Origin of the sequence: Ralstonia sp. 24A2 (assembly GCF_051783885.1) — a bacterium.
Lineage (GTDB): Bacteria > Pseudomonadota > Gammaproteobacteria > Burkholderiales > Burkholderiaceae > Ralstonia.
Genome location: NZ_JBPVZD010000003.1, coordinates 1,177,232 through 1,202,935, shown reverse-complemented (window position 1 = coordinate 1,202,935; position 25,704 = coordinate 1,177,232). Strand labels below are relative to the sequence as shown.

Here is a 25,704-nt window from a genome sequence, read left to right as displayed (position 1 = left end):
TCTTCAGTCGACCAATCAGCCGCCGGCAATCGACAGCAAGGAATCGAACAGCGTATTCGCGGTCTGCATCACCTTGGCCGATGCCTGGTAGGCCTGCTGATACTTCATCAGGTTCATTGCTTCGTCATCCAGGCTCACGCCCGACACCGATTGCTGCTGCTGCGTGGAGCTCGCCAGCAACGCCTTCTGCGAGGTCAGGTTGCTGCTGGCCGTATTGGCCTGTACGCCCACCTTGGTGACGAGGTTGTTCCACGACGAGCCGATCGAGGTGGTGCCGCCGTCGAGCAGCGTGGCGTTGCGCAGCTTGGCCAGCGCGCTGGCGTTGCCGCCGTCGGTGCTGTTGGCAGTGTTGGCCGAGATGGTGAACGTATCGTTGTTGGCCGGCGTACCCGAGAGCGTCAGCTGCACGCCGTTGAACGAATACGTTGCGCCCTGCGTGTACGGCGCCGTACCACCTGTGTACGTGGTGTTGGTGCCGTTCACGCTAACCGTCACACCACTCGCCGGGAAACCCGAGAGCGACCCGCCCACGGCAGAGCTGTAGGTCAGGTTGACCGGCGAAGTGAGCGGTGAACCGGCGTACGCGCTGTTCACGCCGATGGACGACACCGTGGCGCTGCCCGTGTTGTTGCTGCCCTGGTTGAGCACCACCGGCGTGGCGGCCGCCACGTTGTGATAGTCGGTGGTGAGCGTCTGCATGCTCGATGCCGCGTTGGCGGTCGGGCGCACCAGGAACGAATCCCCACTGTTCATCGTGCCCGACACGTTCATCGTGATGCCGTCGATGGTGGTCGGCCAGCTCGTCACCGTGACGGAGGCGGAGCCGTCCGGGTAGTGCGAGACGGTGTAGGCGCCGCCCTGGTACTTGATCTGGTAGTCGTAACCCTGGCCCGCGTTGGCGTTGGTGATGCTGGCCGTGACCGTGGCGCTGCCGGTGTTGTTACTGCTGGCAGCAACAACGGGGCCGGCCACGGAGAACAGGTTCGCCCCCATCTTGCCGTTGGCGTCCATGCCCAGACTGTTCTGCGCGTTCACGTCGGCCGACACGGCCGCAGCCAGTTTGCCCAGACTGTTCTGCGCCGGGATGAGCGTGTTGCGGCGGAAATCCATCAGGCCGCCCAGGGCGCCGCCGCCCAGCTGGCTGTCGTCAATGGTGACGGTGCCGGCCGGGCTCTTGTAGCCAACCGACAGCTGCGTCGGGTCGTACTGCGACGGCACAGCCGCCAGCTGGTAGCTCTGGTTGCCCTGCACCAGCGCCTGGCCGTTGCCCACGTAGATGTTGTACTGGCCGTCGCCGGTCTGCACCACGCTGGCCTTGATCGACTTGTTGAGCGTCTGCACGAGCTGGTCGCGCTGGTCACGCAGGTCGTTGGCAGGCTGGCCGGTCGAGGCCTCGGCCTTGGAGATCTGGTCGTTCAGGCCGGCAATCTGCTGCGCCACACTGTTGACGGAGCTGATCTGCGTCTGCACCTGCGTGTTGACCTGGCCGGACAGCGAGGTCAACTGACCAGCAATCGAGTTGAAACGGCTCTGCAGGCCGGCCGCAGCGTTCAAGAACACCTGGCGCGCGGTGGTGCTCGACGGGTTGGACGTCAGGCCGTCTGCGGAGTTGAAGAAGCTGGTCAGCGCCGAGGAGAGGCCGCTGTTGCTGTCCGACATGTACTGGCTCAGGCCGGACACCAGGCTGTTGAGCTGGTCAGCCGAACTGGTGGCGGCCTGGCCGCTCTGCACCTGGGCCGTCAGGAACTGGTCGTAGATACGCTTGACGGTGGTCACGTTGGCACCCTGCCCCAGATAGCCGACACCGGCGTACAGCGGAATGTTCTCCGTCTGCACGGCTTCCTGGCGCGAATAGCCAGGCGTGTTGGCGTTGGCGATGTTGTTGCCGGTCACCTGTAGGTTGATATTGGCGACCTGCAGGCCGGTCGCGCCAATATTCAAAAGGGACGTGCTCATAGTTATCTCGGTGCGGGCGGCACAGCGCCGCCAGGATGGACCCTACAAACAACATCGGCCGGCTCTGATCAAACTTGAGCCGGCCGATGCTATTGGTTTTCGTTTCTGATAGCGAACGTCAAACGATCTGTTTGAGCACCGCCATGATCTTGTTGGCGTAGTTCGGGTCTGTGGCGTAACCCGCACGTTGCAGGCCCTTGGCAAACGAAGCCGCATCGTTACCGTTGCCGGCCGCGACAACGTTGCTGTAGCGCGGGTTGTTGGCCAGCAGGTTGGCGTAGTCCTTGAATGCCTCGGCGTACGAGCCGTAGGCGCGGAACTTCTCCTGGACCTTGTGAGCGACGCCGCCCACGTATTCGGTGGTGGTCACCGTGGCAGTCTTGCCCGTCCACGAGCCGCCGGCCTTGATGCCGAACAGGTTGTGCGTGTTGGAGCCATCCTTGGCCTTGATCTCGCGGCGGCCCCAGCCGGACTCCAGCGCGGCGTGGCCGATCATGAAGTTGGCCGGAATGCCGGTTTCCTGCGCAGCCTGCGAGGCGTGGCCGATCAGCTTGTTGTAGAAGCTGGCCATGCGCTCGCCACGCGGCTCGGCAGCCACGCCCGACAAATCCACATCCGGCGCTGCACTGGTGGACTGCCCAGCATCGGCCTGCTTGCGCAAGGCAGCCAGCGCACGCTGCACACGTTCTTCCAGCCCTGGGCGCGGCACGGTGCTGATGCCCGAGCCGTCATCTTCCCCACCTGACACCGTCGGCGCAACCGCCGCGGCCATGCTGTTGAGCGACGAGCGGGCGATGGCGCGGGCGGCATCGGTCGAGCCAGCGGCCCCGGGCAACGCGGTATTCGTGGCCGTCGTGCTGGACAACGCGGTATTCACCGGCCCCCCGGCATCAGGGTTCACGTGGTTGGCCTGGCGCAGCATCTGCTTGAGCAACTGGTCCGCCACGCCCACCCCGCGCGACGCCATCGTCTGCGAGAGCTGCTGGTCGAGCATCGACGTGTACATCTTGGTCGACGACGAATCGAATGGCCCATTCTGCGGCGATGCATCGCGCATCTGCTTGAGCATCATGTTCACGAAGATCGCGTCGAACTGCTTGGCGACGGTCTTGGCGGCGCCGGTCGGGTCGGTGCGTGCGGCCTGCTTGAGCGACTCGAATCCGGTGGAGTCGAGCGCCAGGCGGCTGGTGAGGTCGGTCGGGTTCATGGCGTCGGCCCCGGCGTCAGATGATTTCCAGCTCGGCACGCAGGGCGTTGGCCGCCTTCATCGCCTGCAGGATCGAGATCAGGTCTTGCGGGTTGGCGCCGATCGCGTTGATGGCCTTGACCACGTCCGCCAGGTTGGTGCCGCCCTTCACGTTGATGAGGCTGCCGCCTGCCTGCTTGACCTCAATGTTCGAACGCGCGGCCGCCACGGTCTGGCCTTGCGAGAACGGTGCCGGCTGGCTGACCACCGGCTCGGTGCTGATGGTGACCGACAGGCTACCGTGCGCCACCGCGCAGGGCTCGAGCTTGACGAGCTGGTTCATCACCACCGAACCTGTGCGGGCATTGACCACCACACGTGCGGCGGCCAGTGCCGGCGTCACTTCAATGTTCTGCAGCTTGGCGAGAAACCCGACGCGGTCCGACGCCAGCGCCGGTGCGCGTACGTTGATCGTGCGGCCATCGGCGGCCTGGGCGGTATCCGCGCCGTACTGCTTGTTGATGGCGTTGACGATGTTCTGCACCGTGCCGAAATCGGTTGTGCCGGTGTCGAGCTGGATGCTACCGGCCTCGCCCACCGTGGCCTGCACCGCGCGCTCCACCGTCGCCCCGTTGGCGATGCGGCCGGCGCCCAGTTGATTGATCTGTACCTTGCTGCCGTTGGCTGACGCGCCTGCGCCGCCAATCACCACGTTGCCCTGCGCCAGCGCGTACAACTGGCCATCCACGCCCTTGAGCGGCGTGAGCAGCAGCGTACCGCCGCGCAGGCTCTTGGCGTTACCGATGGACGACACCGTCACGTCAATCATCTGGCCCGGCCGCACAAAGGCGGGCAGCGAGGCCGTCACCACCACGGCGGCGGTGTTCTTGAGCTGAATGCTGGCGCCGGCCGGCACGTTGATGCCGAACTGCGTGAGCATGTTGTTGAAGCTCTGGATCGTGAACGGGGTCTGCGTGGTCTGGTCACCGCTGCCGTCCAGGCCGACGACCAGGCCGTAGCCGATCAGCGCGTTCTCGCGCACGCCGGCAACGCTGGTCAGATCCTTGATGCGGTCAGCGTGTGCTGCGGTGGGAATGAATCCGGCAATTGCGCTCAGTGCCACCAGGACCGCGCCAAGGGTGCGATGTAACGTCGTGCGATACAAAGTCATGGCCGCTTCCTTAGAACGGTGACACGGTCAGGAAGAACCGCGACAGCCAGCCCATCTGCTGGGATTCGGACACATAGCCCGTACCGCGGTACTCCATGCGTGCATCCGCCACCTGGGTGGACAGCACGGTGTTCTGGTTGTTGACGGTGGTCGGGTTGACCACCCCCGAGAACTTCACCGACTCGGTGCCCTGGCCCACGGCGGTCTGTTTCTCGCCGCTGACCACCAGGTTGCCGTTGCCGAGCACTTCCACCACCGTCACCGTGATGGTGGCCGTGAAGTTGTTCTGCGCACCGTTGGCGCCCTTGCTGTCGAACTTGTTGGCATCGCTGGCCGACACGCCCAGCAGCGACAGCACGCCAGGGTTCATGCCGGCGAACGTCGGTACCGAAGCGGTCATGCTGCCAGTGCGGTTCACGCTGCCGGAAGTCTGCTTGCTGGCCGCCGTGTTCTCGGTAATCACGATGGTGATGGTGTCGCCCACCATGTGTGCGCGGCGGTCTTCGAACATGCCGCGAAAGCCGCCGCTGCCCGATGCCACTTCCTGGTAGATCGCCCCATTCTGGCGCGGCGCCATGACAGGCATGGGCGGGCGGGCCGTCGTCGGGCCCTGCACGATCGGCTCGGGCGGCGGCAGCATGCCGCAAGCACTGGCGAGCACGGCAGCGGTGCCAAGCACAACCAACTGAACCGCTTTTTGCACCATCGGCACAGCGCGGCCGCCGTGCGAGAGCGAGTAGACCGGGGGGGTTTGCATCGCGTGACTTCCTTAAAGCAGCACCGTCGCGCTTAGAGCTGCGACAGCTTCTCCAGCATCTGGTCGGACGTCTGCACCGACTTGCTGTTGATCTCGTACGCACGCTGCGTCTGGATCATGTTGACCATCTCTTCCACCACGTTCACGTTGGACGTTTCCACGTAGTTCTGGTTGAGCACGCCCACGCCGTTCGAACCCGGGTTGGCCAGGTTGGCGGTGCCCGAGGCCTCGGTCTCGGCGTACAGGTTCTCGCCCATGCTGCGCAGGCCGGCCGGGTTGATGAAGTTGGCCAGCTGGAACGTGCCCACCTGCGTGTTGGCTGCCGAGCCCGGCGTGCTGACCGTCACCACGCCGTCCTTGCCAACGGTCAGGCTGGTGGCGTTTTGCGGAATGGTGATGGCCGGCTGGATCGGGTAACCGCTGGAGGTCACCAGCTGACCCTGCGCGTTGACCTGGAAGCTGCCGTCACGCGAGTAGGCCAGCGTGCCGTCCGGCATCTGCACCTGGAAGAAACCGTTGCCGTTGATGGCCACGTCGGTCGAGTTGCCGGTCTGCGTCAGGTTGCCCTGCGTGTGCAGACGCTCGGTGGCGACGATGCGCACACCGGTACCGATCTGCATGCCCGAAGGCAGCGTGGTCTGTTGCGACGATTGCGCACCCGGCTCACGCACGTTTTGGTACAGCAAGTCTTCGAACACGGCGCGCGAGCGCTTGAAGCCCGTCGTGTTGACGTTCGCCAGGTTGTTCGAGATGACATCCAGCTGCGATTGCTGGGCGTCCATCCCGGTCTTGGAAATCCACAGGGAGCGAATCATGTTCGAGTCCTTGGTTGATTCAGTTCACGCGCCGGCCGCTTAAGCGTGGCGCAGCAGTTCATTGGCCGACTGGGCATTCGTGTCGCTCGTCTGCAGCGATTTCATCTGCATCTCGAGCTGGCGCGAAATTTCAATCATGTTGACCAGCGAGTCAGTCAGGTTGACGTTGCTGCCTTCCAGTGCGCCGGGCGTGATGCGCACGTTTTCGTTCGTGTCGGCGTCTTGCCCGTCACGCTGGCGGAACAGGCCATCGGCGCCGCGGTTCAGGTTGGAAGGGTCGATACTGACCAGCTTCAGGCGGCCCAGCGACACCGGCGGCGTCACGTTGTCCGCGCTGATGGCATTGACCGTGCCGTCCTTGGCAAACTGCACCGTCGTATTGGGCGGCAGCGTGATCGGGCCACCATCGCCCATCACCGGCTGCCCGGCCAGGGTGACGATGGTGCCGTCGGCATTCAGTTGAAACGTGCCCGCGCGGGTATAGGCCTCGGAGCCATCTGCGGCCTGCACGGCAAAGTAGCCCTGCCCGTCGACTGCCACATCCAGCGCTCGGCCGGTGGTTTCGATCGGGCCCTGGGTCACATCCGTGCCAATGGCCGAAGCCATCACATAGCTGCGCGTGGGCGAGCCATCACCCTGCACGCCTACCGTATGGAACGCGTCGATCTGCGCCTTGAAGCCGGTGGTGCTGGCGTTGGCGAGGTTGTTGGCGCTGGCAGCCTGTTGGTCGAACAGGTGCTTCACGCCAGTCATCGACACGTAGATCGAGCGGTCCATGCGAATGTCCTTGGTGTGCCGCAGTTAATAAACTTCAGGCGATGGCGATCAGGCGATTACATGCTCACCAAGGTCTGCAGGATGGTGTCCTGCGTCTTGATGGTCTGCGCGTTGGCCTGGTACGAGCGCTGGGCGATGATCATGTTGACCAGCTCGGCCGACAGGTCCACGTTGGATTGCTCCACCGCCGACGACTGCAGCAGGCCGAACGAGCCCATGCCCGGCGTACCCAGGTTCGGGGCGCCCGAGTTGGACGTTTCCACCCACTGGTTGCCGCCGATGTTCTGCAGGCCTTCCGGTGCCTTGAAGTTGGCCATGGCAACCTGACCCAGAACCGAGGTGCGGCCGTTGGAATAGCGCGCAGTCACCGTGCCGTCGGTGCCGACCGAGTAGCTGGCCAGGCGGCCGGTGGCGTAACCGTCTTGCGTGACGCCAGGGGCCGTGTCGTTGTAGCCGCCGCCGTATTGCGTGGTGCCGGTGAAATCCATGCTGCCGATGCTCATGCCGCCAAACGTCGCGTTGATCTTGCTGGGCGTCGTGGTCAGCTGGCCGCTACCGTTGAAGCTGAGCGTGGCAATCGCGGCGCCAGGGTTGGGCGAAGTCTGCCCAACGCCGTCGACCTGCGAATACACGCTCCACTGGCCAACGCCGGTGTTCACGTAGTAGTTGGTCAGCATGTGGGCCTTGCCCGTGCCGTCGTACACCTGCTCCGAAACGGAGTGGTTGAACGTGGACGAGTTGGTGGCCGAGAACGGCGTGGTGGTCGGCGGCGTGGCAGCGGCATCCAGGTTCACGCCGAATGCGGTATTGGTGGTCGCCAGCGGTGCCAGGTCATTGACCGGAATCTGCAGGTTGGTCAGCACGGCGGTGTTGACCTTGCCGGTGGAATCCACGCCGTAGCCGGTCAGGTTCTGGCCGGTGGCGGAGATGATGTAGCCGTTCTTGTCGGTCTGGAACTGGCCGTTACGCGTGTACGACACCTGGCCGCTGCTCGCGTCGACCATGCGGTAAAAGCCCGTGCCGTTGATGGCGATATCCAGCGGGTTGCCGGTAATGGTCACGTTGCCCTGCGTGAACGACTGCGACACCCTGGTCACGCTCACGCCCTGACCAATCTGGTTGTCGGATGCGCCCACCAGCGAGCGTGCATACACGTCACCAAACTCGGCGGTCGATTTCTTGTAGCCGACCGTGTTGGCGTTGGCAACGTTGCTGCCAATCACATCGAGGTTGGAAGAGGCGGCGTCGAGACCGCTCAGGCCTTGCTGGAATCCCATAGTGTTCTCCCGAGAATAGAAGTGCGGCGGGCGTGTCTGAGACGGACCCGTTACTGAATAGAAGCGACGTCAGACAGCTTGGCCGTCCCGCCGGATGCCAGCACCAATTGCATCGTGCCGTTGTTGATGGTCACGCCAGCAACCTTGTCGACGCCCAGCGCGTTGGCCGTGGCGATCTTGCCGCCTTGCGTGGCCGCGACACTGATCGTGTAGTTGCCGTCTGCCAGTTGGTTGCCCTTGTCGTCCTGACCGTTCCAGGTGTAGTTGCCGGAACCGGCAGTCATCTGGCCCAGGTCAACGGTGCGCACGGCAACCCCGGCAGCGTTCTTGATGGTGACGACCACGTCGTCGGCGCCGTTGGGCACCGAGACGCCAAAGTTGGCCTTGCCGGACGCCAGCGCCAGGTTGGTCGTCGGCACCTGCACGGTCCGGCCGATCATCGACGAGGCCTGCGTGGCCGCGTTCTGCGTGAGCATGCTGGACATCGTGGTGTTCAACTGCTGGATACCGTTGACCGTGTTGATCTGGGCAAGCTGCGAGGTCATCTGCGAGTTGTCCATCGGGTTCAACGGATCCTGGTTCTTCAGCTGCGCGACCAGGAGCTGCATGAACGTGCTCTGCAGATCGGTGCTGTTGGTCAGTGCCAGGTTGTTGCCGGTGTTCGTGCTCGTGGTACCGGTAGTGCTGGAGGTGGAGCTGACGGTCATGGTCGTGTCTCGCTAGATTCGTCGCGTGTTTGGCTGGAGCGGGTGCGCTTACTGGCCCAGGGTCAGGGCCTTGGCGGCCATCGTCTTGGTGGTGTTGGCGACTTCCACGTTGGCCTGGTACGAGCGCGAGGCAGAAATCATGTTGACCATTTCGTCCACCACATCGACGTTCGGCATCGTCACGTAGCCGTCGGCATCGGCCAGCGGATTGCCCGGCTGGTGCATGCGCTTCATGGGGGTGACGGTGTCTTCGACCACGCGGTCGACCGACACGCCGGTGGCGTAGTCGTCAGCCCCCTGCTCGGGCGAGAACACCACCTGCTTGGCGCGGTAGGCGGTGCCGTTGGGGCCCGTCACGCTCTCGGCGTTGGCCAGGTTGGAGGCCATGACGTTCATGCGCTTGGACTGCGCGGTGAGCGCGCTGCCAGCCACATCCATCACCTTGAATAGCGACATGTTGGTTCCGCTGTCTGAATACTGCTTACTGTTGCCGGATCGGGGCCGTTGTTGTGTGGGCGCTCTCCGGGCCAGACTGCCTGGCCCGGGGCGCCGCATCACTCCCGCCCCTCTTTCGTCGCGCCCGAGACTGCGGCGCGATCGTCCTACCCTGTCTTGCTCTGTTCTGCTTTGCCTTGCTAGCTGCTCTGGATGGCAGCCAGCATCGACTTGATCTTCTGCGTCACGATGTTCAGATCCGCCTCGTAACGCACGGTGTTGTCGGCAAAGCGCATGCGCTCGCCGTCCATATCGACCGTGTTGCCGTCAATGGAAGGCTGCTGCGACGTGCGGTACTGCACCTCGCCCTGCAGCGACTTGGCCTGCTGCGAGAGCGAGGCCTGCATCAACGTCACATCACCGGCAGGCGCACCGTCCGCCGTCAGGTGGCCGGACGCCGTGGCCGTCATCGGCAGCGTGTTGCCGCCTTGCTGGCCGACCGCCTTCTGCAGCGCCGACTGGAAATCGAAGTCGCGCGCCTTGAAGTTGGGCGTATCGGCATTGGCAATGTTCGAGGCCAGGATCTGGTGCCGCTGCGAACGCAGTTGCAGCGCCTTCTCCTGAAAACCGAACAACTGATCCAGCTTGTCGACCATGTCTGTCTTTCCTCGCGCGTGGCGTCTTGTTGGTGCTGCCACCCGCCGGGTTGGTATTCCGTGGGGTTGGAGAAGCAGGCATCGGCGGCCCCTTCAAAACCGCCGATGCCGTCTCCAGAACCGCTGTATTGCTGAGTTGCCGTCATGCAGCCTCAGTGGAGAGGGCCTTGTCTGCGGATCCGGGGGCCGGCCGGGAAACCGACCTTCCGGGGCAGGCCGCGCGGCAAATGGAACAGCACCACGCAACGCCAGGGACTTCACCACGTTGCAAAGTCTAGGGGCCACCTGGCAAGAGCATTCGTCCGAATAAGGGGGGGATTGGCCGACATTTCCGCATTTGGCCCTCCCGCGCGCGTGGCTACACTTCACCGGACTTTCGATGGAGGGCTTTCCATGTCCACGCGGTTTGTACGCAGCGCCCAGTACCCGACCTTTGCCGTTGGCCGCCGCCATGGCGCCGCGGCAATGCCGTTGGCCGCCCGCCAGCGCAAGCTGCTGCTGGCCCTGGCGCTGGGCGTGCTGGTAAGCCTCGCCCATCCGATCCTGGCGCATGCGCAAGGCATGATGCGCGTCGGCTATGCACCAGCAGCCGCCAACATGCCGATGCCCGGCCAGGCCGCACAACCCGCCACGACCACCATCCAGGGCCCGAACGCCATCCAGATGCAGATCCAGCAGCAACTGCAGTCGCAGCTGGACATCCTGGGCGGCACCAATGACGCCGGCGCCCCGCGCGCCTCGGTGGAGGTCGGCCCGGTCGACCCGCGCGTGGCCAACCAGCCCTGCGATCAGGTCGACCTGATGCTGCCGGCGGCCAACCGCCTGCGCGGCCGCATCCAAGTTGGAGTGCGCTGCAAGTCACCTCACGCCTGGGCGGCGTGGGTGCCGGCCACCATCCAGATTACCGGGACGTATTACGTCGCTTCGCACCAGCTCTCGCCGGGCAAGACGCTCGACATGAGTGATCTGGAAGCCCGCACGGGGGATCTCTCGATGCTGCCGCCGTCCGTCGTGCAGCAGCCCGCCGACGTGGTCGGGCGCGTACTGGTAACCAGCGTGGCGGCCAACCAGCCGTTGCGTGCCGAGAGCCTGCGCCTGCCAATTGCCGTACAGGCCGGCCAGACCGTCAAGCTCGTCGCCGAGGGCGGCGGCTTCCAGGTCACCAGCGACGGCCGGGCCATGAACCAGGCCGCCGTGGGCCAGGTGGCGCAGGTGCGCACGGCCAACGGCAACGTCGTTTCCGGCATTGCGCAGTCCGCCGGTGTGGTCGCAATCCAGTTTTGAGATCGATTTGAGATCAATCGATCACATATCTACTGTGATGCACAACCGATATCCCCCGCTAAAGTTTGGACGGGGGTTGGCCGATATGGGTGATAGGATGAACGCGCTCTTCGGAGACACCCGTGAAAATCAACCATATCGTCAACAACACGCCGGCCATTGCGCCGACCAAGGACGCTGCGTCCGGGTCTGCACGCGCGACCGGCTCGCCCCAAGCCGCCACGACGGCTACGGGTACGACGCGCCACAGCGGCCAGGACACGACCGCGCCTTCGCTGTCGGTCCATCAAGTTTCGCGCCAAGTGGGCAGCGGCGACTTCGACGCAGCACGCGTCGAGCAGATCCGCAGCGCCATTCAGAACGGCACGCTCAAGATGGACGCCGGCAAGATCGCCGATGCGGCGCTGTCCGACGCGCATTCGCTGCTCTCGGCACAAAGCAAAAAGGTCTGACGGGAGCCTCCCGTCGTCCGTCCCCCATTTCTCATGACGCCGCCGGCCCTTGGCTGATCGCGGCGGGGCGGTGTGCCGGCCGGCGGCTGCCCAAGCTCCCCAGCTAAAGGTCGCCAACATGGACAACACACTGCTGATCCGCACCCTTGCCGACGAGCAGGAACTGCTCCGCGCAGCCACCCTGACCCTCGAAGCCGAAGCGCAAGCGTTGCGCGACGGCGACATGGTCGAGCTCGAGCGCGTCACCCAGACCAAGCAGAAACAGCTCGCCGCCCTGGGCGAAGCCGACCGCGAGCGCCGCCTGTGGTGGGCGCAGCATGGCGGCGCCGATCCGTACGGGCTGGTCAAATACCTGCGCACCGATGAAACCGCCAGCCGCCTGTTCGACGAGAACCTGGCCCTGGCCCACACCCTGCGCCAGCGCAATCTGGACAACGGCACCCTGATCGATCTGCGCCTGCGCGCCACGCAAAACGCGCTGTCGGTCCTGCACGCAGCCAATAACGGCGGCGGCACGCCTTACGGCCGCGACGGCAAGCAACCGCTGTCGATGCCGCGCTTCTCCGTCGTCGCGCAGTAAACCGCACGGCGCCTCCGGCGGCGAAGATTCGCCGGTTTACGTTTACGTCAATGGGTTTGAAGTGGGGCTAGCTGGCCCTGCTTGATCCTGCTATCTATATGGGCTTAGCACACCACCGATCGGGGTAAACAAAAAGGTTTACATCCCATTGATGGGTGCAACAAGCAAGCTGGGGATTTATTCTGCCGATTTTGGCGGGGTATATCCTCCGCGCCTGGCGACATAAACAAGAAAACCGGAAAGAAATCGCGCCTGAATGGCATGCCAAGGTTTCGGCCCGGCGGCACCGTACTTGGTGACTGCCGGTTGAACGGGGAAACATACCGAAACCGCGCGTCATTGCGTTTCTACCAGCCACGCCTGCATCAATTTGGATCTCGCCGATCCAAATGGGCGACGGCCGGCCATATTCCGGAAATGGGCAAACAACCATAACCAGACAGGCGGCGCAGTGAAATCGATCGTAGTTGAGGCACACCCCTTGGTGCGTGCCGGTGCGACCCACGTTTTGCAATCTTTGCCGGCCATTTCCGAAGTCGTCAGCGTCGACCCGGACGAGGCCCTCTTTGAAAACCTCGCGGCGCATGCGGACGCCGAGTTGGCCCTGATCGGCCTGCCCCTGCCGGGCATCGACGATCTGCCGGCGCTCTCCCGGTTGCTGCAGCAGCCGCACCCACGGCATGTCGCCGTGCTGGGTGAAAGCGATTCAGCCGCCCATGTGCGCGCGCTGATGCAATTGAATATCTCGGCTTATCTGCTGAAAAGCTATTCCGGCAAGTTGATTGCAGCGGCATTGGAATTGGTGCTGGCCGGCGGCCGTTATATACCGGCCTCAATCGTGCTTGCCCGATCGGATACGCTGGCAGGTGGTGCCGCCAACGGCGCCGACGACTGCGCATTATTGGGACTCACCCAACGCCAATACGAAATCCTGGTTCTGCTCTCGCGCGGTCATCCGGTCAAAACCATCAGCCGCATGCTTAGCATCTCCGAGGCCACGGCCAAGGCGCACATCAATGCGCTGTACCGTCGCCTGGAAGTCCGCAGCCGTACCGAAGCCGTATTCGTCGCCACCCAGCGTGGCGCCATGCTGCTGAATCAGCCGCAACTGGTGGCTGAGCCGGCCACGTCGTCCGTGGCACCCGTACGCATCGCGCGTACCGGTTGAGCACCCCACCCCATTCACTACTCGTCTTCCCGAAGCAAAAAACGGCGCCCGGAACCCCGGACGCCGCTGTAAATACCCACCCGCGCTGTCGACACACGGGCGGTGACAAGGAAAGCGCAGGTTTAGAACTTTGCGCGGATGCCCACGCCGAAAGTATCAGCCGAGCTCAGGTCGGATACCTTGTCGCGGAAGTACGCGGCATACACATCCGTGCGCTTGGACAGCGAATAGTCGTAGCCGATTGCCCAGGTGTTGCGCTTCACGTCCGCTGCACCCGAGGTCTTCGTGTAGGCGTACGAAGCCAGCACGCTGCCCGGGCCGACCGGGATCGAAACGCCCAGCTGGCCGCCGTTGCTCTTCGCATCGCCCGAGGCGATCGTGTTCTTGATGTACTGGTACTGGCCATACAGCTTGACCACGCCGAAGTCGTACGAGGCGCCCAGTTGCGTTGCCGTCTGACGCTGGAAACCTGCCACCAGCGCATTCAGGTCACCCGGGTTGGCATCGAAGCGCACCTGCTGGAAAGCCGCGGTGGCCGCAAAGTTGCCGCGGAAGTACAGGAAGCCCGCGCCAAACTTGTTCTGGCCATCGTGGCCGGCCTGTTCACCCGCACCGTACATCAGCGTGCCGGTGAAGCCGTTCATGTCCGGTGTGGTGTACAGGATCGAGTTGTTCCAGCCCGAATCGCCCACCAGGCCCGAGATGCCAGCTGCGCCCGTGCGGCCGTTGCCCAGGTAGGTGTGGAACACCATCGGCGAGAAGGTGTACGAATCGCCAAACGGGTTAAACAGGATCGTCGAAACGAAGTACTGCGGCGTATTGCGACCCAGCTTGATCGAGCCCCAGGTGTTCGACTGCAGGCCGACGAACGAATTACGTGCAAAGAACGTGTCGCCATCAAAGCGACCGCTCTTGCCGGTGTCGGGGCGGAAGAACGCTTCCACCGTGAAGATCGCCTTCAGACCGTTGCCCAGGTCTTCGCTGCCCTTCATGCCCCAGTACGACGTGGACATGCCGCCGGAGTTGACACCCCAGGCGCGGTCGGATGCGCCCAGGTTCTTGGTTGCGCCCGCCCAGGCATCCACCTGGCCGTACAGCGTGACCGACGACTGGGCCTGGGCCGCACCTGCGGTCAGCCCGGCGGCAGCGGCCAGCACGGCCAGCTTGAAACGTCGCTTGAGTTGCATCGTTGATTTCTCCCTCTTCTGGTTCCGTTGTGTTGAATTCGCTTCGCGGTGGCAGGTGGCTCGCCTGCCCCGCTGAGATCGCCGCGAGTGAATGCAACAGCCGTGCCAATACGCCGTCAGCACGCTGAAGTGTCACGAACGAATACGTTTTCGCGGGAAGGCGCGCAGACTAGCTTGAATACCCCTGCCAGACAAGTCCCAACACCGGGGTGTGTGGCGCCGTTTCTGCACCGTACTGGCGCAAGTGCAGAGAGCGTGTCATGTCTTTTTGCGGGAGTGCGAAACCCACCAAAAAGTCGCAGGGCACGGCGCCACGAGCACGGTTTGGCGAGCCAAATAAGCGAGCCGCAACGCGGCCATGCGGCTTTTTGGTGGGTTTCCCGAAGGGTTCGTTTCAAAACGGCTCGCGTGGGGTGTTGCAGCCCTTGCCCTTGGAACGCCAAGGGCGGCGGCCTGCGCCTACCACGCAAGCCGTTTTTAAACGAACGCATCTCCCGTAAAAGGGCATGACACGCTCTAGTCGTTTTGGAGCACGCGGATATCGACTTCACGCGTATAGCGCTCGGGCGAGAAATCGCAGTACGTGAGGGAAATCGGCACGTCGGCCACGCTATAGCCGATCCGACGAACACGCACCAGCGGCACACCCTCCGCTACTTCAAGCTGACTGGCCTGATGGGCATCGGCCACGCACGCCAGCGGCGCCTCGCGCGAGCGCGCAATCGTCAGGTTGGCCCGCTGGAAGACCTGCACGAACAGGCGGTCTTCAAAGTCACGCGCCTCAAGCATGGCCGCCAGCCGTGACGTCAGCCACGTACGCAGCAGCATGATGGGCTTGCCCTCGACCTGCGCGCGGCGCTCCACGAACGCCACCTGCGCGCCAACCTCCAGACCGAGCGCGGCCGCCACCGTCTCGTCAGCCTGCTCCAACCGGAATGCGCTGACGGTATAGGCGGCGCCCGGCACGTACTCCAGCGCTGCATCGGACTGCCCCGGGGCATACAGCACCGGACGATGCGGCCCCACACGGTCGAGCACCACGCTGCGTTGCCCGCGCGAGCGCTTGAGCAACCCGCGCGCGGCCAACTCATTGAGCGTGCGACGCGCAGTCAGCCGCGAGACGCCGTAGCGTTGGGCGACTTCGTTTTCGCTGGGAGCGACGCTGCCGGCCGGCAACGCACCGTGCAGGATGTCGAGCCGAATGCGATCGGCCAGTTCAAGGTATTTGGGAAGGCGGGGCGTCATGTCGACGTTATAGTCAGGAACGCCCAAGCGCTCCAACGAAAACGGCCCACCGGTCTGGTGGGCCGTCGTACCCGAGAGGGTAAATCAGGCAATCAGGAATTTGTCGCGGTTCTTGCCGATCCAGGCTGGTGCACGGCCACGGCCGGACCACGTTGCGCCCGTCTTCGGATCGCGGTACTTCGCCGGCACGGGTGCCTTCGCACCAGCACGGCGGCCACGGCGCGGTGCCAGGCCCAGGTCTTCAGCGGTCAGGCCGTATTCGGCAACCGTTTGGCGCACTTGCTGGATAACGGCTTCCAGCTCTTTGGCGCGGGCGGTTTCGATCTGCTCTTCGAGCTTGGCCTTTTGTGCAACCAATTCCTTGTATGTCGCCATATGCGCTCCCAATAAATTCTGTTGTGGATCAGATATTAGTTCAATTGTATTCATAACTGAAATGAAATTTCAACGGTTTTGATCGCGCACCGCAACCTGCCGCAAGCGCACCCAAACGGTTCGAATCAAATCAGGCATACCGAATGCTCAAGATTCAACCGGAAAGTCAGATTGACGCATCCACTTGGTATACGCGATCAGACAAGACCGCAAACCTGCGATGCACTGCATTTCAGTGCCATCACATTAGCAAGCGCTTATGGGTCCCGCAATTTCCGGGGCCAACTTCCACCAACACATTGCATGGAGCCCACGGTGCCGCAGTCCGCAAGGCGACACAGCAACTGCCATTGGCACCGCATTGCGCCGGCACCCAAGATCCATTTGTGACAGACGATAAAGCTGCTTCAAAGCGGCAAGCCCGGCGGGCTGGTAGGTGGATGCATCGGCGATGATTCCGTCCTTGCCCGTGTTTTACAGTCGGCTTTGCGCTTTGGCATGCCAGTATGCCTCCTGCTTACAGGCACAATCTTTTTCTTTCCATAACGTTCAATCGGGCGAGTGAACACCAATTTCGCCCTCACAATGCGAATTCGCATCTTGATGTCGGCGCGCAAGTTTGTACGCACGTATCACCGAGGCAAACGACATTCCGCCGACAAGGAAAGCGCTTCAGATGTGGCATTGCCGGCATCGATTGAACCCGTATCGGTAGAAACCCCTTTACTGTCGATGCAGCAAACAACCCAGCACCGCGTGACCAAATGAAACGCACTGTGTGTTGTATAAAGCACAAATCAATGATTTGCGCGACACGCAACTTTTGCGCATCATGAAAGTTGTGGTCCCGCCTCCGCAGGCTGGCGCCTATTGCGTTGCTCGCGGACACGTTGATTGCGTGGTGTCTCAGGCAATACCATTGGTTGGAGCGTGGGATGCAAGACGAACTTTCCTACCCGCTGTCGGCACAAAGCCTGCCCGTTCCCCTGTATGTCGTTCTCGAAGGTCGCATCGTGTATGCCAATGCAGCAGGCATTAGCATGGTGCGCGCGCTCTCGGTCGACCAACTGCTCGGCGAGCCGTTCTCGCGCTTCTTTCAAGATGTGCCTGTCGCGCTAAGTGCGTATGCGGGCACGGACGCAGATCCGCAGACACCCGACCCAGCCGCCACGCAGGTCGCTTCCGCCATCTCCTTGGGCGCATCCGATGCGCCGGTCACGGTCAGGCTGACTGTCACACCGACGCGTTTTGACGGGCTACCCGCGCAGCAGGTAGTCGTGCACGGGTTGCCCCTGCCGCTCGATGCGCAACTGCCCGGCAAGGCCGGTGAGCGCGTTCTCAGCGCTGAAGCCATCGGTGCGGCGTTGCCGCACGAACACCTCGAACACCTGCTGTCTACGCTGCCCTCGGCGGCTTCGCTTGGCGAACGCTTGCACGCGGTGTTGCGCGCGTTCGAAGCGGCGCTGCCCACCGCGCTGTGCGTGGTAACGCGCGTGGTGTCCGGGCGGGCGCGGTGGTACGGCACGCAGGCCGCCCGCGCGCAACTGGCCGCGCCTGCGTCGGGCGAACTCGATGTCGAACTCGCCCGCGTTGCACCGCTGTTGAACGACATTGCCCCCATCGAACTGATCCGCCAGTCCAATACGCCGGCCGCCCTGCACGAGATACTCACGCGTGCGCTCGGCACAGCGTTGCCCACCTGGCTGTGCCGCATCCCTGCCCAGCACGGGGGCATGACCTCGAGTGATGATCTGCTGTGCCTGTTCTACCCCGCACCGGCTGAGACCACGCCCGACGACGTTGCATTGCGCGCCGTATCCGCCAGTTATGTCAGCGCGCTGGTCAAGCTGCTGCGCCTTGAAGGCGAGTACCGCCAGGCACGTGACCTGCGCGATCAATACCGTCTGGTCGTCAACCACTTGAGCGAAGGCGTGCTCACGCTTTCCACCGACGGCCGTGTGCTGTCGTACAACCGCAGCGCGTCCGAGATCCTGCGCTTGTCGGGCGCATCGTGGAAAGGCCGCCCGCGCATGGCGCTGAGCGACATGATGCTGGCCGAGGACGGCACCATCCTGCCGCGCGCCGCGTGGCCTTCCACGCTGGCCGCGCGCACCGGGCGTGCCATCAGCAACGTGGTGGTAGGCGTGCCGGCAGGCAATGGGCAGATTGTCTGGCTGCGCGAATCCGTGCTGCCGATGTTTTCGCCGGACAGCGCATCACCGCATGCGGTGCTGGTCATCTTTACCGACATCACGGCAGAACGTTCGACCTACGAGCAACTGCGTCTGCTGGAAACGAAGGACTCGCTGACCGGCCTGCCCAATCGCGCGGCATTCATCGAACGGCTCGACGCGCGCCTGGCCCTGCCTTCCACCGGCCGGGCCGCACTGCTCTATATCGGGCTGGACCACTTCAAGACCGTCAACGAGGCGATGGGGCACCACATCGGCAACCAGGTGCTGAATCTGGCGGCGCAACGCATTCGTGCCGAGGCCGGCCAGCGCGCACTGCTGGCGCGCCTGGGCGGCGACCAGTTCTGCGTCGCCATCGACGACCCCGACACCGTTGATGGACTCGCCCAGCAGGTGCTTGCAGCGCTCGCCAAGCCCTTCACCGGCGGCGAGCGCGAGCTGCACCTGTCGGCCAGCATTGGCGTCACGGCATTTCCGGAAGACGGCAACGATGCCGGCACACTGGTCAGCCACGCTGAAGCCGCCATGTACCGCGCCAAGGAGAACGGCCGCAACCGCATCGCGCGATACTCGCGTGCGCTTGAAACGCAGATGCTGCGCCGCTTCACCCTCAATGAGCGCATGCGCCGCGCACTCGCACGCGGGCAGGTGCGGCTGGTGTATCAGCCCAAGTACGCGCTCGCCTCGGGTGAACTGGTGGCAGTGGAAGCATTGATGCGCTGGTCCGACCCGGAGCTGGGTGCGGTTTCCCCCACCGAGTTCATCGCCGTGGCGGAAGAATCCGGCTATATCCTCGAACTCGGCCGCTGGGCGCTCATGCAGGCCTGCACGCAGGGGCAGGTGTGGGAGCGCAACTTCGGCTTCACGGGGCGCGTGGCCGTCAACGTATCGGCGCGGCAATGCGATGCCGGCGTGATCGAGCGCGACGTGGATGAAGCGCTCAAGGCATCGGGCATGACGTCGTCGCGGCTGGAGCTGGAGTTGACGGAGAGCGTGCTGCTGGCCGATCGCCTGTCGACGCAACGCCTGCTGACGAGCCTGGCTGCGCGCGGCGTACGTATTTCGCTCGACGACTTCGGTATCGGGTTCTCGTCGCTGTCGTATCTGCGCAGCCTGCCGATCCACAATATCAAGATCGACCGCTCGTTCATCAGCGGCGTGCCTGCGGTGGCAGACTGCGTGGCGCTGACGAAGACCATCATTGCGATGGCGCGCGCGCTGAACATGACTGTCACGGCCGAAGGCGTAGAGACACCCGAGCAATCGGCCTTTCTCTCGACACATGCCTGTGACGAAGTGCAGGGCTTCCTGTTTGGCCGACCGCTGGAAGTGCCGGCCCTCGAAGGCCTGCTGCGCTCGCTCAGCCGCGCGCAGGCATAAAAAAGCGGCCCCGAGGTTTCCACCCCGGAGCCGCCTCTCTTGAGCGAAGCGCATATCAGCGCATCAACGCGTCGATACGTTACCCACCAAGCCGCCCAAGGCAGCACCACCCAGCGTTGCGCCTGGGCCGCCGATCAGCGCGGCACCTGCAAGCCCGCCCACCCCCGCACCGATGGCGGTGTTGCGTTGACGCGCCGTCATGTCGGCACAACCGGTTGCCGTCAGCACCGTGGCAGCCGCCAGAAAAATCGTCAGTACCCGAACCATGTTCTTCTCCTTCAAATGCGTCGGTCGCGACCCGTGATCGCCGTTGTCGCGTGGAGGGAGTCTGGTCGAAGAACGCCTGACATTCTGTTTCCGGTTGTAATCAAACGTTGCATGAAGTGGACCGTGTCAACGCGACGGGTGTGCCAAATCCCCGAGCAATGCCGACCAAAGCCCGTCGCCACGCGGGTCGGGCAACGTTTCCCACAGACTTATCCACATGTTCTGTGCATAACCCGTCATGCTGCAAACCGTTGACATGACAACGGGCTTGACGGATTCCTGCAAACGTGTCGACAACGTAAAACGCGTACGCCAAGCGAAAGTTATCCACATCGAGCGCGGTCGTTACATCGTGCAACAAATCCTTGTGCGTCAAGCAGTTGCAGCCGGTTTCGCAGGCGGTTTGGGCGTTGCTGTGAACAAATTGGGCAACTGCGACAAGCTGACCTGCCCCCCTCCCACGAGTAGCGGCCAAAGGATTCCAGCAAGAACCCAACTCAGGTTCGCTCAGGGGCCGAGACTATGGACGCCGACTACGGCGCTTCGATCAGGCGAAAAGGAGCCAAGCCGACTTGGCCGGTCACATGGAAGGGATGCTGCAGCCGAAAGCGTTACTGGAGTTTGCGTTTCTTACGCTGCCGCATGACATACCGCCTCAACACGGTTACCCGCCGGGTCAGCCAGGAACGCTGCATAGTAGTGAGGGTGGTAATGGGGCCTCAGGCCGGGGGCTCCGTCTGAATGCCCGCCTGCCGAGAGCCCTGCATGAAAAAAGGCGTCCACGTGCTCACGAGACGGGGCCTTGAAACACCAGTGCCGTTTGTTCGTCCCGATTTCGCTGGGATCCAGATACACAGCCAGGAAGGTCGAAGCGGTATCGTCAGCCGAGCAACGCTCGCCGTAACCGAGTGCGGTGGTCCGGTCATAGACCTTGCTTGCACCCAGTGCGGTCATGATCGCGTCGTAGAAGTGCCGCGCTTCCTGGATGTCCGGAACGCCGATCGACACATGGTCAAGTAGCTGCATTGCATGTACTCCCGTTACTCCCGTTACTCCCGTTGCCCCCGCCCGAATCAGCCTGGGCAAGACAACCTAATCCGCCTGTGAGGGGATTCAAAGTGATGTTGTGAGGTTCGTTCGATCGCCGGCAGTCGGCGGCGACGAGATCACCAGAAACACGACATCCTCTTCAGACGTGTTGGCGAATCGATGACGGACCCCAGGTTCAACATGGACGCCTTCGCCTGCACCGAATGTGACCGAATGCGCTTCAAACTGAAGCGTCGCCGTACCGGACAGGACATAGAAGAACTGCCTTGCCTTCGTATGAAAGTGCGGGGTTTCTCCCGCACCTGGCGGAACACGCTCCTGGATCACACTCAAGTCCGGCTGCTTGAGCAGGTGCCAACCGTCGCAGACGGCGCCCCATACGTAGTGTTCTGAGGTTTCAAAAGAAACGGCGGAGATCTCGTTGTTCATGGTGGATGTCGTTGAAGACAGAAAATGCGCCTCGACTGCCATGGCGTTGAGGCTCGTGTTTCGGGAGTGTTTCGTGTTGACGGCGCTTACCCTCGCTGCCGGTAGACGCGCGCCATGCTGGCGAGAAATGAGAGCGCAGAAATCGCGCAGGCCAGCGCAAATACGTACACGGCGAATTGGCCATCGGCACCGCCGTGCATGCCACCCACCAGTGCAATCACCACAGCAACCAGGGCCGCACCAATGGATTGGCCCGTGGTTCTCGCCGTTGAGAGCACGCCTGAGACAGTGGCCGTCCGGTTCTTGGCCGCGTTCGTGAACATTTCCTTGTTGTTTGGCGGGAGGAAGAAGCCATACCCCATTCCGCATAGCGCCACGCGCCACAGGAAATCCTCAACCGTCGGGTGTTCAGGGAGCAGGACGAGAGAGCCCAACCCAAGACAGAACATCAAGACGCCCATGCTGGAGACCTGCGTCGCATTCAGGCGATTCGTCAGCCGGCCGGCAATCGGGGCGCACAACGCGACCGCCATCGGCCAAGGTGTGAATACCAAAGCGGATTTCAGAACGCTGTAGGCATAGGTGTGCTGCAGCACAAACGGCAGCGCAACCAGCGCAATCCCCTGTGAGACGAACATCGTGACCGATGTCAGCACGGCGAATGTGTAGCGGCGCGACTTGAAAATATCCAAAGGCAGAAGCGGATGCCTGGCCCGGGTCTGACCAGTGACGAACACACACACCAGCACAGCGGACAGGGCACCAAGAGCGATGACGGTATGGTTGCTCCACCGCCCGATCTGGTCGACGGCGAGCGCAAAAAGACCAAACGCCGCAGCAGAAGTCATGGCGCCAAGCACATCGAAGCCGTGCTCCTTGTGCGTGTCCACCCCCAGGGCCATGGCTGAGAATGCAATGGCCGCAATGCCAAGGGGGATGTTGATGAAGAACAGCCATGGCCACGACGCATAGGAGACGATGAGCCCGCCCAATGCCGGGCCAAGGGCCGTTCCTACGGCAAATACCAGGGCGTTCAAGCCGAAGACGGTCCCCAGGGAACTGGGTGGAAAGATCACCCGGTAAAGGCCATAGCCGACGCTGATCAGGACAGCGTAGCTGATGCCCTGGAGGACCCGCATGACGACCAGCATGTTGAACGTCGACGCCAGTCCGCACCCCAGGGATGCGATGGTGAACAACACCAGCCCCGCCGTATAGAAACGTCTTTCGCCAATTCTTGAGCCAAGCGACGCGCAAGTCAGCATCGCCGCCGCGCTGGCCACCTGGTAGCCATTCGCCACCCAGATGACAGAGGCAGCACTGACGCCAAGATCCGTTGCGATGGTCGGCAGCGCAATGTTGACGATCGAGCTGTCCAACGCCGACATCAGTACGCCGATCAGAATGGCAGCCGCTGCAAAATGACGTCGCGGTATGTCGAATCCGTCTTCGCTGGATTCACTGATTTCGGCAGTCGTTGGCATGGGTGGCGGGCTTGGCAGAAGCGGTTCTGACGAGGGAGCGCTGCTAGCTAGGCCTTGGCAGTTCCAATGCAAACGGCATCCAGGGCGGCCTCCAGCATAACGCGGGCGTCTTCACGCCGCTTGCGCGCCAAGCGCTCAGATCCGACACGCCATTGCTCAGGGTCATCAACGAGCATGGCATGGATGTCGGCCACCGGCCGAATGACACCGCGACTGCCCCATTGGCCGTCCGGAATCTCCGTGGGGAAGACCCAGACACGCGTTGCAACGCTCTCGAACGTGCCGTTTTCAGCGCGCGCCACAGCTTCGGTGATTTTCCTGACGAGCGTCTTGCGCGATTCGTCTGTGTATTGCCCCTCCGGCACTGTGGGAATGATCCGATAGCGCGGCAGCGTCGACGGCTCTCCGCCCACGTACACGGCCGCCGGCCGGTGGACATTGAGCACCGTGACGCTCTGCGCAATCTTGTTGTCGGCACCGTAGCCTTCCGCTTCGATCAGGATGTCCGAGAGCTCTTTGAACAGGCGGGCCTCCGCCTGCGGGGTCAGGGCGTTCTCAGGGATCAGCGCGTCGATCATCGGCATCGTATTTCTCCTTGCTCAGCAGTGTTGAGGTGGCCATCTTCGGAATTTACGAGGCGCAACGGTAGTGGCAGAATTGCCATTCTTTGTGGGATATCAGACACGCAGGTGACCACCATCCGAATCTGGGCCTACGACGGCATCCTGGCATCCGGTGTCGCTGGCCCCATCGACGTTTTCAACGCGGCCAACCATTTGATGGATCAGGTGCCCACGCGGGAGGGCGGCCGTTCGACCAGGTTCAGTTGGCGGGTCGAGTCGATGGACGGGCAGCCTGTCACAGCCGCATCGGGGCAGCACATTGCCGTGGACGGCAAGATCGACGGGCGCAAGCGCGCAGACGCCATTCTGCTGACCGCGCCATTCGTCTCCGACATGGAGACATTCCTCACGCGCAAGGACCTCCTGAACGTGCTGGGCTCTGCCATCCGTAGCCAGCACAGGGCCGGCGCCGTGGTTGCCGCGTATTGCACCGCCAACTACCTGCTTGCCGAAACCGGTTTGCTCGATGGCCGCGTTGCCACCACGCACTGGGCGAAATCCGCCGACTTCGCACGGCGTTATCCGGGCGTGAGACTGCGGGCGCAGGAAGCTCTGACCATGCAGGACAGAATTCTTTCGAGTGGCGCGGTGACGTCGTATCTCAATCTTGCGATACGGTTGGTCGAGACATTCGCTGGCGAAAGACTCGCCGGAATGACCGCAAAGATGCTGTTGATCGATACCAGCCGGACTGCGCAGGCGCCGTATGCAAAGCTCCTCGGCGAACATGGGCACGCGGATGCGCTCGTCGCGCGTGCACAGCAGCATATGGAATCAACGCTGGAACAGGGTGTTCAGCTCCACGCACTGGCAGCCGATCTCGCCGTCAGCGAACGCACACTGAACCGCCGATTCAAGCAGGCGGTGGGCATGCCGCCGTTGGAATATCTGCAGAATCTCCGTATCGAAGTCGCAAAGACGCTGCTTGAATCCAGGCCCATCGGTGTCGACCAGGTGAGCGCTCGCGTTGGGTACGGCGACGTCAGTACCTTCCGGCAGCTGTTCAAGCGCAAAACTGGCCTCTCGCCCCGGGAATACCAGCTACGGTTTGCACGCGCTGCCAATCCGATCGACGCTTGATATTGATCGGGATGCGGCCCCGCCGGATCCCGCATTGCGCCTTGTCCTGCATCCGAAACCCATCGCGCCCGCGCGGGGCATTACGCCAGATCAGCAGGGGTATCGACATCGCGCAGGATGCCGGCATCGTTGCTGTTGATGCGGATGAGCGTGGCGGGGTCTATCAGGCGTCGCGCGCCTTCATCGCCGTCGAGCGCAGTCAGGCCCGTGAAGAAATCAGCGCCAAAGCCGATGGGGTGACCACGCTGCCCGGCGTGGAATGGCGCGACACAATGGTGTGCGTCGAGTGCCTGTGCAACTTGAACGATGGTCTCCGGGGCAATCCACGGCATATCGGCCAGGGCGATGATCCAACCGGCCGCGCCAGGACGTGCCGCCACACCTGCGGCGAGGCTGGCACCCATGCCGTTGGCCGCCACCGTGCATCGCAAGACTTCACAGCCGGCCTCGGCCAGCAACACGGCCAGTTGTTCAACCTGCGCGCCATGCGTGGCGGCAGCCGGTACTACGGCCACGACATCGCCCACGGCTCGCTGCAGATGTCGCGCAGCCTGTACGGCGACAGGCGTGCCATCGGGCAGTGTGGCGAGCAGCTTGTTCGCTGCACCGGCCGGGTCAAACCGGCTGCCGCGGCCCGCTGCCAGCAGCACACCAACAACAGCACCGGCAACGGGCCGCTTGTGCATCAGACCACCTCAGTCTTGAGTGTGACTTCCACGTTGTTGCGCGTGGCGTTGGAGTACGGGCACACCTCGTGTGCCTTGGCCACCAGCGCCTCGGCATCGGCTTGCGACAGGCCGCCAACACGCGCCGTCAGCCCGACTTTCAAGCCAAAGCCCCCTTCAGAACGCGTGCCGATGCCCACGTCGCAATGGATCTCGATGCTGCTCGGGTTGAGCTTGAGCATGCTCTTGGCGACAAAGTCGCATGCCGAACCGAAGCACGCGGCATAGCCGGCCGCAAACAGGTCTTCCGGCGTGGTCGTATTGGGCTTGCCAGGGCCGCCCATGGCCTTGGGGACCGACAGGTCATGCGAGACCCGGCCGTCCTCGGTTTGCGTGTGGCCATTGCGGCCGCCTGTGGCGGTGGCGTGGGCGGTGTACAGGATGTTCAATGCCATGACGTGCTCCTCCGGTAGGTGAACAACGAACAACGGGACAACACAAGCGCG

At 63.1% G+C, this 25,704-nt stretch carries 26 protein-coding genes; 6 read left to right on the top strand and 20 right to left on the bottom strand.

Annotated elements, in window-relative coordinates:
* Positions 1–15: 15 nt before the first annotated feature.
* The 10 genes from flgK to flgB all read right to left on the bottom strand — a co-directional run bounded on the left by flgK (position 16) and on the right by flgB (position 9,737).
* Positions 16–1,956: a flagellar hook-associated protein FlgK gene (gene flgK, locus ACS13N_RS22940; protein WP_438933897.1), complete on the bottom strand. Its 1,941-nt coding sequence runs from the start codon at positions 1,954–1,956 to the stop codon at positions 16–18.
* A gap of 118 nt (positions 1,957–2,074) precedes the next feature.
* Positions 2,075–3,163, bottom strand: a complete 1,089-nt coding sequence (gene flgJ / locus ACS13N_RS22935) for a flagellar assembly peptidoglycan hydrolase FlgJ (RefSeq protein WP_438933896.1) — start codon at positions 3,161–3,163, stop codon at positions 2,075–2,077.
* Between the two features lie 16 nt (positions 3,164–3,179).
* The gene (locus ACS13N_RS22930) at positions 3,180–4,313 is read right to left on the bottom strand and encodes a flagellar basal body P-ring protein FlgI (protein WP_438933895.1); all 1,134 of its coding nucleotides are present in this window, start codon (positions 4,311–4,313) and stop codon (positions 3,180–3,182) included.
* 10 nt (positions 4,314–4,323) lie between these two features.
* Entirely contained in the window at positions 4,324–5,070 is a 747-nt protein-coding gene (locus ACS13N_RS22925; RefSeq protein ID WP_438933894.1) for a flagellar basal body L-ring protein FlgH, read from the bottom strand.
* 32 nt (positions 5,071–5,102) lie between these two features.
* Positions 5,103–5,885 (bottom strand): flagellar basal-body rod protein FlgG, encoded by a 783-nt coding sequence (gene flgG / locus ACS13N_RS22920; RefSeq protein ID WP_438933893.1) that lies wholly within the window; start codon positions 5,883–5,885, stop codon positions 5,103–5,105.
* A 39-nt stretch (positions 5,886–5,924) separates the two neighbouring features.
* The gene (gene flgF, locus ACS13N_RS22915) at positions 5,925–6,662 is read right to left on the bottom strand and encodes a flagellar basal-body rod protein FlgF (RefSeq protein ID WP_438933892.1); all 738 of its coding nucleotides are present in this window, start codon (positions 6,660–6,662) and stop codon (positions 5,925–5,927) included.
* Between the two features lie 56 nt (positions 6,663–6,718).
* Complete coding sequence (gene flgE / locus ACS13N_RS22910) at positions 6,719–7,939, bottom strand: flagellar hook protein FlgE (RefSeq protein WP_438933891.1); 1,221 nt, start codon at positions 7,937–7,939, stop codon at positions 6,719–6,721.
* A 50-nt stretch (positions 7,940–7,989) separates the two neighbouring features.
* Positions 7,990–8,646, bottom strand: a complete 657-nt coding sequence (locus tag ACS13N_RS22905; protein ID WP_438933890.1) for a flagellar hook assembly protein FlgD — start codon at positions 8,644–8,646, stop codon at positions 7,990–7,992.
* Positions 8,647–8,694: 48 nt separating this feature from the next.
* Positions 8,695–9,102: a flagellar basal body rod protein FlgC gene (gene flgC / locus ACS13N_RS22900; RefSeq protein WP_438933889.1), complete on the bottom strand. Its 408-nt coding sequence runs from the start codon at positions 9,100–9,102 to the stop codon at positions 8,695–8,697.
* A gap of 179 nt (positions 9,103–9,281) precedes the next feature.
* On the bottom strand, positions 9,282–9,737 hold the full coding sequence (flgB, locus tag ACS13N_RS22895) for a flagellar basal body rod protein FlgB (RefSeq protein ID WP_438933888.1): 456 nt from the start codon (positions 9,735–9,737) through the stop codon (positions 9,282–9,284).
* A gap of 393 nt (positions 9,738–10,130) precedes the next feature.
* Between flgB and flgA the strand changes: the two genes are divergently transcribed.
* The 4 genes from flgA (at position 10,131) to ACS13N_RS22875 (ending at position 13,221) form a co-directional block, all read left to right on the top strand.
* The gene (flgA, locus tag ACS13N_RS22890; protein ID WP_438933887.1) at positions 10,131–11,021 is read left to right on the top strand and encodes a flagellar basal body P-ring formation chaperone FlgA; all 891 of its coding nucleotides are present in this window, start codon (positions 10,131–10,133) and stop codon (positions 11,019–11,021) included.
* A gap of 122 nt (positions 11,022–11,143) precedes the next feature.
* Positions 11,144–11,473, top strand: coding sequence for a flagellar biosynthesis anti-sigma factor FlgM (gene flgM, locus ACS13N_RS22885; protein WP_438933886.1), 330 nt, complete (start codon positions 11,144–11,146; stop codon positions 11,471–11,473).
* A gap of 118 nt (positions 11,474–11,591) precedes the next feature.
* The gene (locus ACS13N_RS22880) at positions 11,592–12,053 is read left to right on the top strand and encodes a flagella synthesis protein FlgN (protein WP_438933885.1); all 462 of its coding nucleotides are present in this window, start codon (positions 11,592–11,594) and stop codon (positions 12,051–12,053) included.
* A 451-nt stretch (positions 12,054–12,504) separates the two neighbouring features.
* On the top strand, positions 12,505–13,221 hold the full coding sequence (locus tag ACS13N_RS22875) for a LuxR C-terminal-related transcriptional regulator (RefSeq protein ID WP_438933884.1): 717 nt from the start codon (positions 12,505–12,507) through the stop codon (positions 13,219–13,221).
* A 122-nt stretch (positions 13,222–13,343) separates the two neighbouring features.
* On the opposite strand, the gene ACS13N_RS22870 is transcribed toward ACS13N_RS22875, so the two are convergent.
* The 3 genes from ACS13N_RS22870 to ACS13N_RS22860 form a co-directional block, all read right to left on the bottom strand.
* Positions 13,344–14,408: a porin gene (locus tag ACS13N_RS22870; RefSeq protein ID WP_438933883.1), complete on the bottom strand. Its 1,065-nt coding sequence runs from the start codon at positions 14,406–14,408 to the stop codon at positions 13,344–13,346.
* Between the two features lie 516 nt (positions 14,409–14,924).
* Entirely contained in the window at positions 14,925–15,653 is a 729-nt protein-coding gene (locus ACS13N_RS22865) for a GntR family transcriptional regulator (RefSeq protein ID WP_438933882.1), read from the bottom strand.
* A gap of 84 nt (positions 15,654–15,737) precedes the next feature.
* On the bottom strand, positions 15,738–16,028 hold the full coding sequence (locus tag ACS13N_RS22860; RefSeq protein ID WP_021193457.1) for an H-NS histone family protein: 291 nt from the start codon (positions 16,026–16,028) through the stop codon (positions 15,738–15,740).
* A 935-nt stretch (positions 16,029–16,963) separates the two neighbouring features.
* On the opposite strand from ACS13N_RS22860, the gene ACS13N_RS22855 reads away from it, so the two are divergent.
* Complete coding sequence (locus tag ACS13N_RS22855; RefSeq protein ID WP_438933881.1) at positions 16,964–19,600, top strand: putative bifunctional diguanylate cyclase/phosphodiesterase; 2,637 nt, start codon at positions 16,964–16,966, stop codon at positions 19,598–19,600.
* Between the two features lie 63 nt (positions 19,601–19,663).
* On the opposite strand, the gene ACS13N_RS22850 is transcribed toward ACS13N_RS22855, so the two are convergent.
* From ACS13N_RS22850 to ACS13N_RS22830, 5 genes are all read right to left on the bottom strand, one after another.
* A complete protein-coding gene (locus ACS13N_RS22850; RefSeq protein ID WP_039596769.1) occupies positions 19,664–19,867 on the bottom strand; it encodes a hypothetical protein in 204 nt (67 codons plus the stop codon).
* Between the two features lie 630 nt (positions 19,868–20,497).
* Positions 20,498–20,893, bottom strand: a complete 396-nt coding sequence (locus ACS13N_RS22845; RefSeq protein WP_438933880.1) for a VOC family protein — start codon at positions 20,891–20,893, stop codon at positions 20,498–20,500.
* An 87-nt stretch (positions 20,894–20,980) separates the two neighbouring features.
* A complete protein-coding gene (locus ACS13N_RS22840; protein ID WP_438933879.1) occupies positions 20,981–21,346 on the bottom strand; it encodes a cupin domain-containing protein in 366 nt (121 codons plus the stop codon).
* An 86-nt stretch (positions 21,347–21,432) separates the two neighbouring features.
* Complete coding sequence (locus ACS13N_RS22835; RefSeq protein ID WP_438933878.1) at positions 21,433–22,830, bottom strand: DHA2 family efflux MFS transporter permease subunit; 1,398 nt, start codon at positions 22,828–22,830, stop codon at positions 21,433–21,435.
* A gap of 47 nt (positions 22,831–22,877) precedes the next feature.
* Positions 22,878–23,414, bottom strand: coding sequence for a tautomerase family protein (locus ACS13N_RS22830; protein ID WP_438933877.1), 537 nt, complete (start codon positions 23,412–23,414; stop codon positions 22,878–22,880).
* A gap of 105 nt (positions 23,415–23,519) precedes the next feature.
* Here ACS13N_RS22830 and ACS13N_RS22825 point away from each other — a divergent pair, with 105 nt between their 5' ends.
* On the top strand, positions 23,520–24,533 hold the full coding sequence (locus tag ACS13N_RS22825; RefSeq protein ID WP_438933876.1) for a GlxA family transcriptional regulator: 1,014 nt from the start codon (positions 23,520–23,522) through the stop codon (positions 24,531–24,533).
* A gap of 80 nt (positions 24,534–24,613) precedes the next feature.
* On the opposite strand, the gene ACS13N_RS22820 is transcribed toward ACS13N_RS22825, so the two are convergent.
* Together ACS13N_RS22820 and ACS13N_RS22815 are read right to left on the bottom strand one after the other, a co-directional pair.
* Positions 24,614–25,219, bottom strand: a complete 606-nt coding sequence (locus ACS13N_RS22820; RefSeq protein WP_438933875.1) for a nucleotidyltransferase family protein — start codon at positions 25,217–25,219, stop codon at positions 24,614–24,616.
* Positions 25,219–25,653, bottom strand: a complete 435-nt coding sequence (locus ACS13N_RS22815; protein WP_438933874.1) for an organic hydroperoxide resistance protein — start codon at positions 25,651–25,653, stop codon at positions 25,219–25,221. Before ACS13N_RS22815 ends, ACS13N_RS22820 begins: the two co-directional genes overlap by 1 nt.
* Positions 25,654–25,704 lie beyond the last annotated feature (51 nt).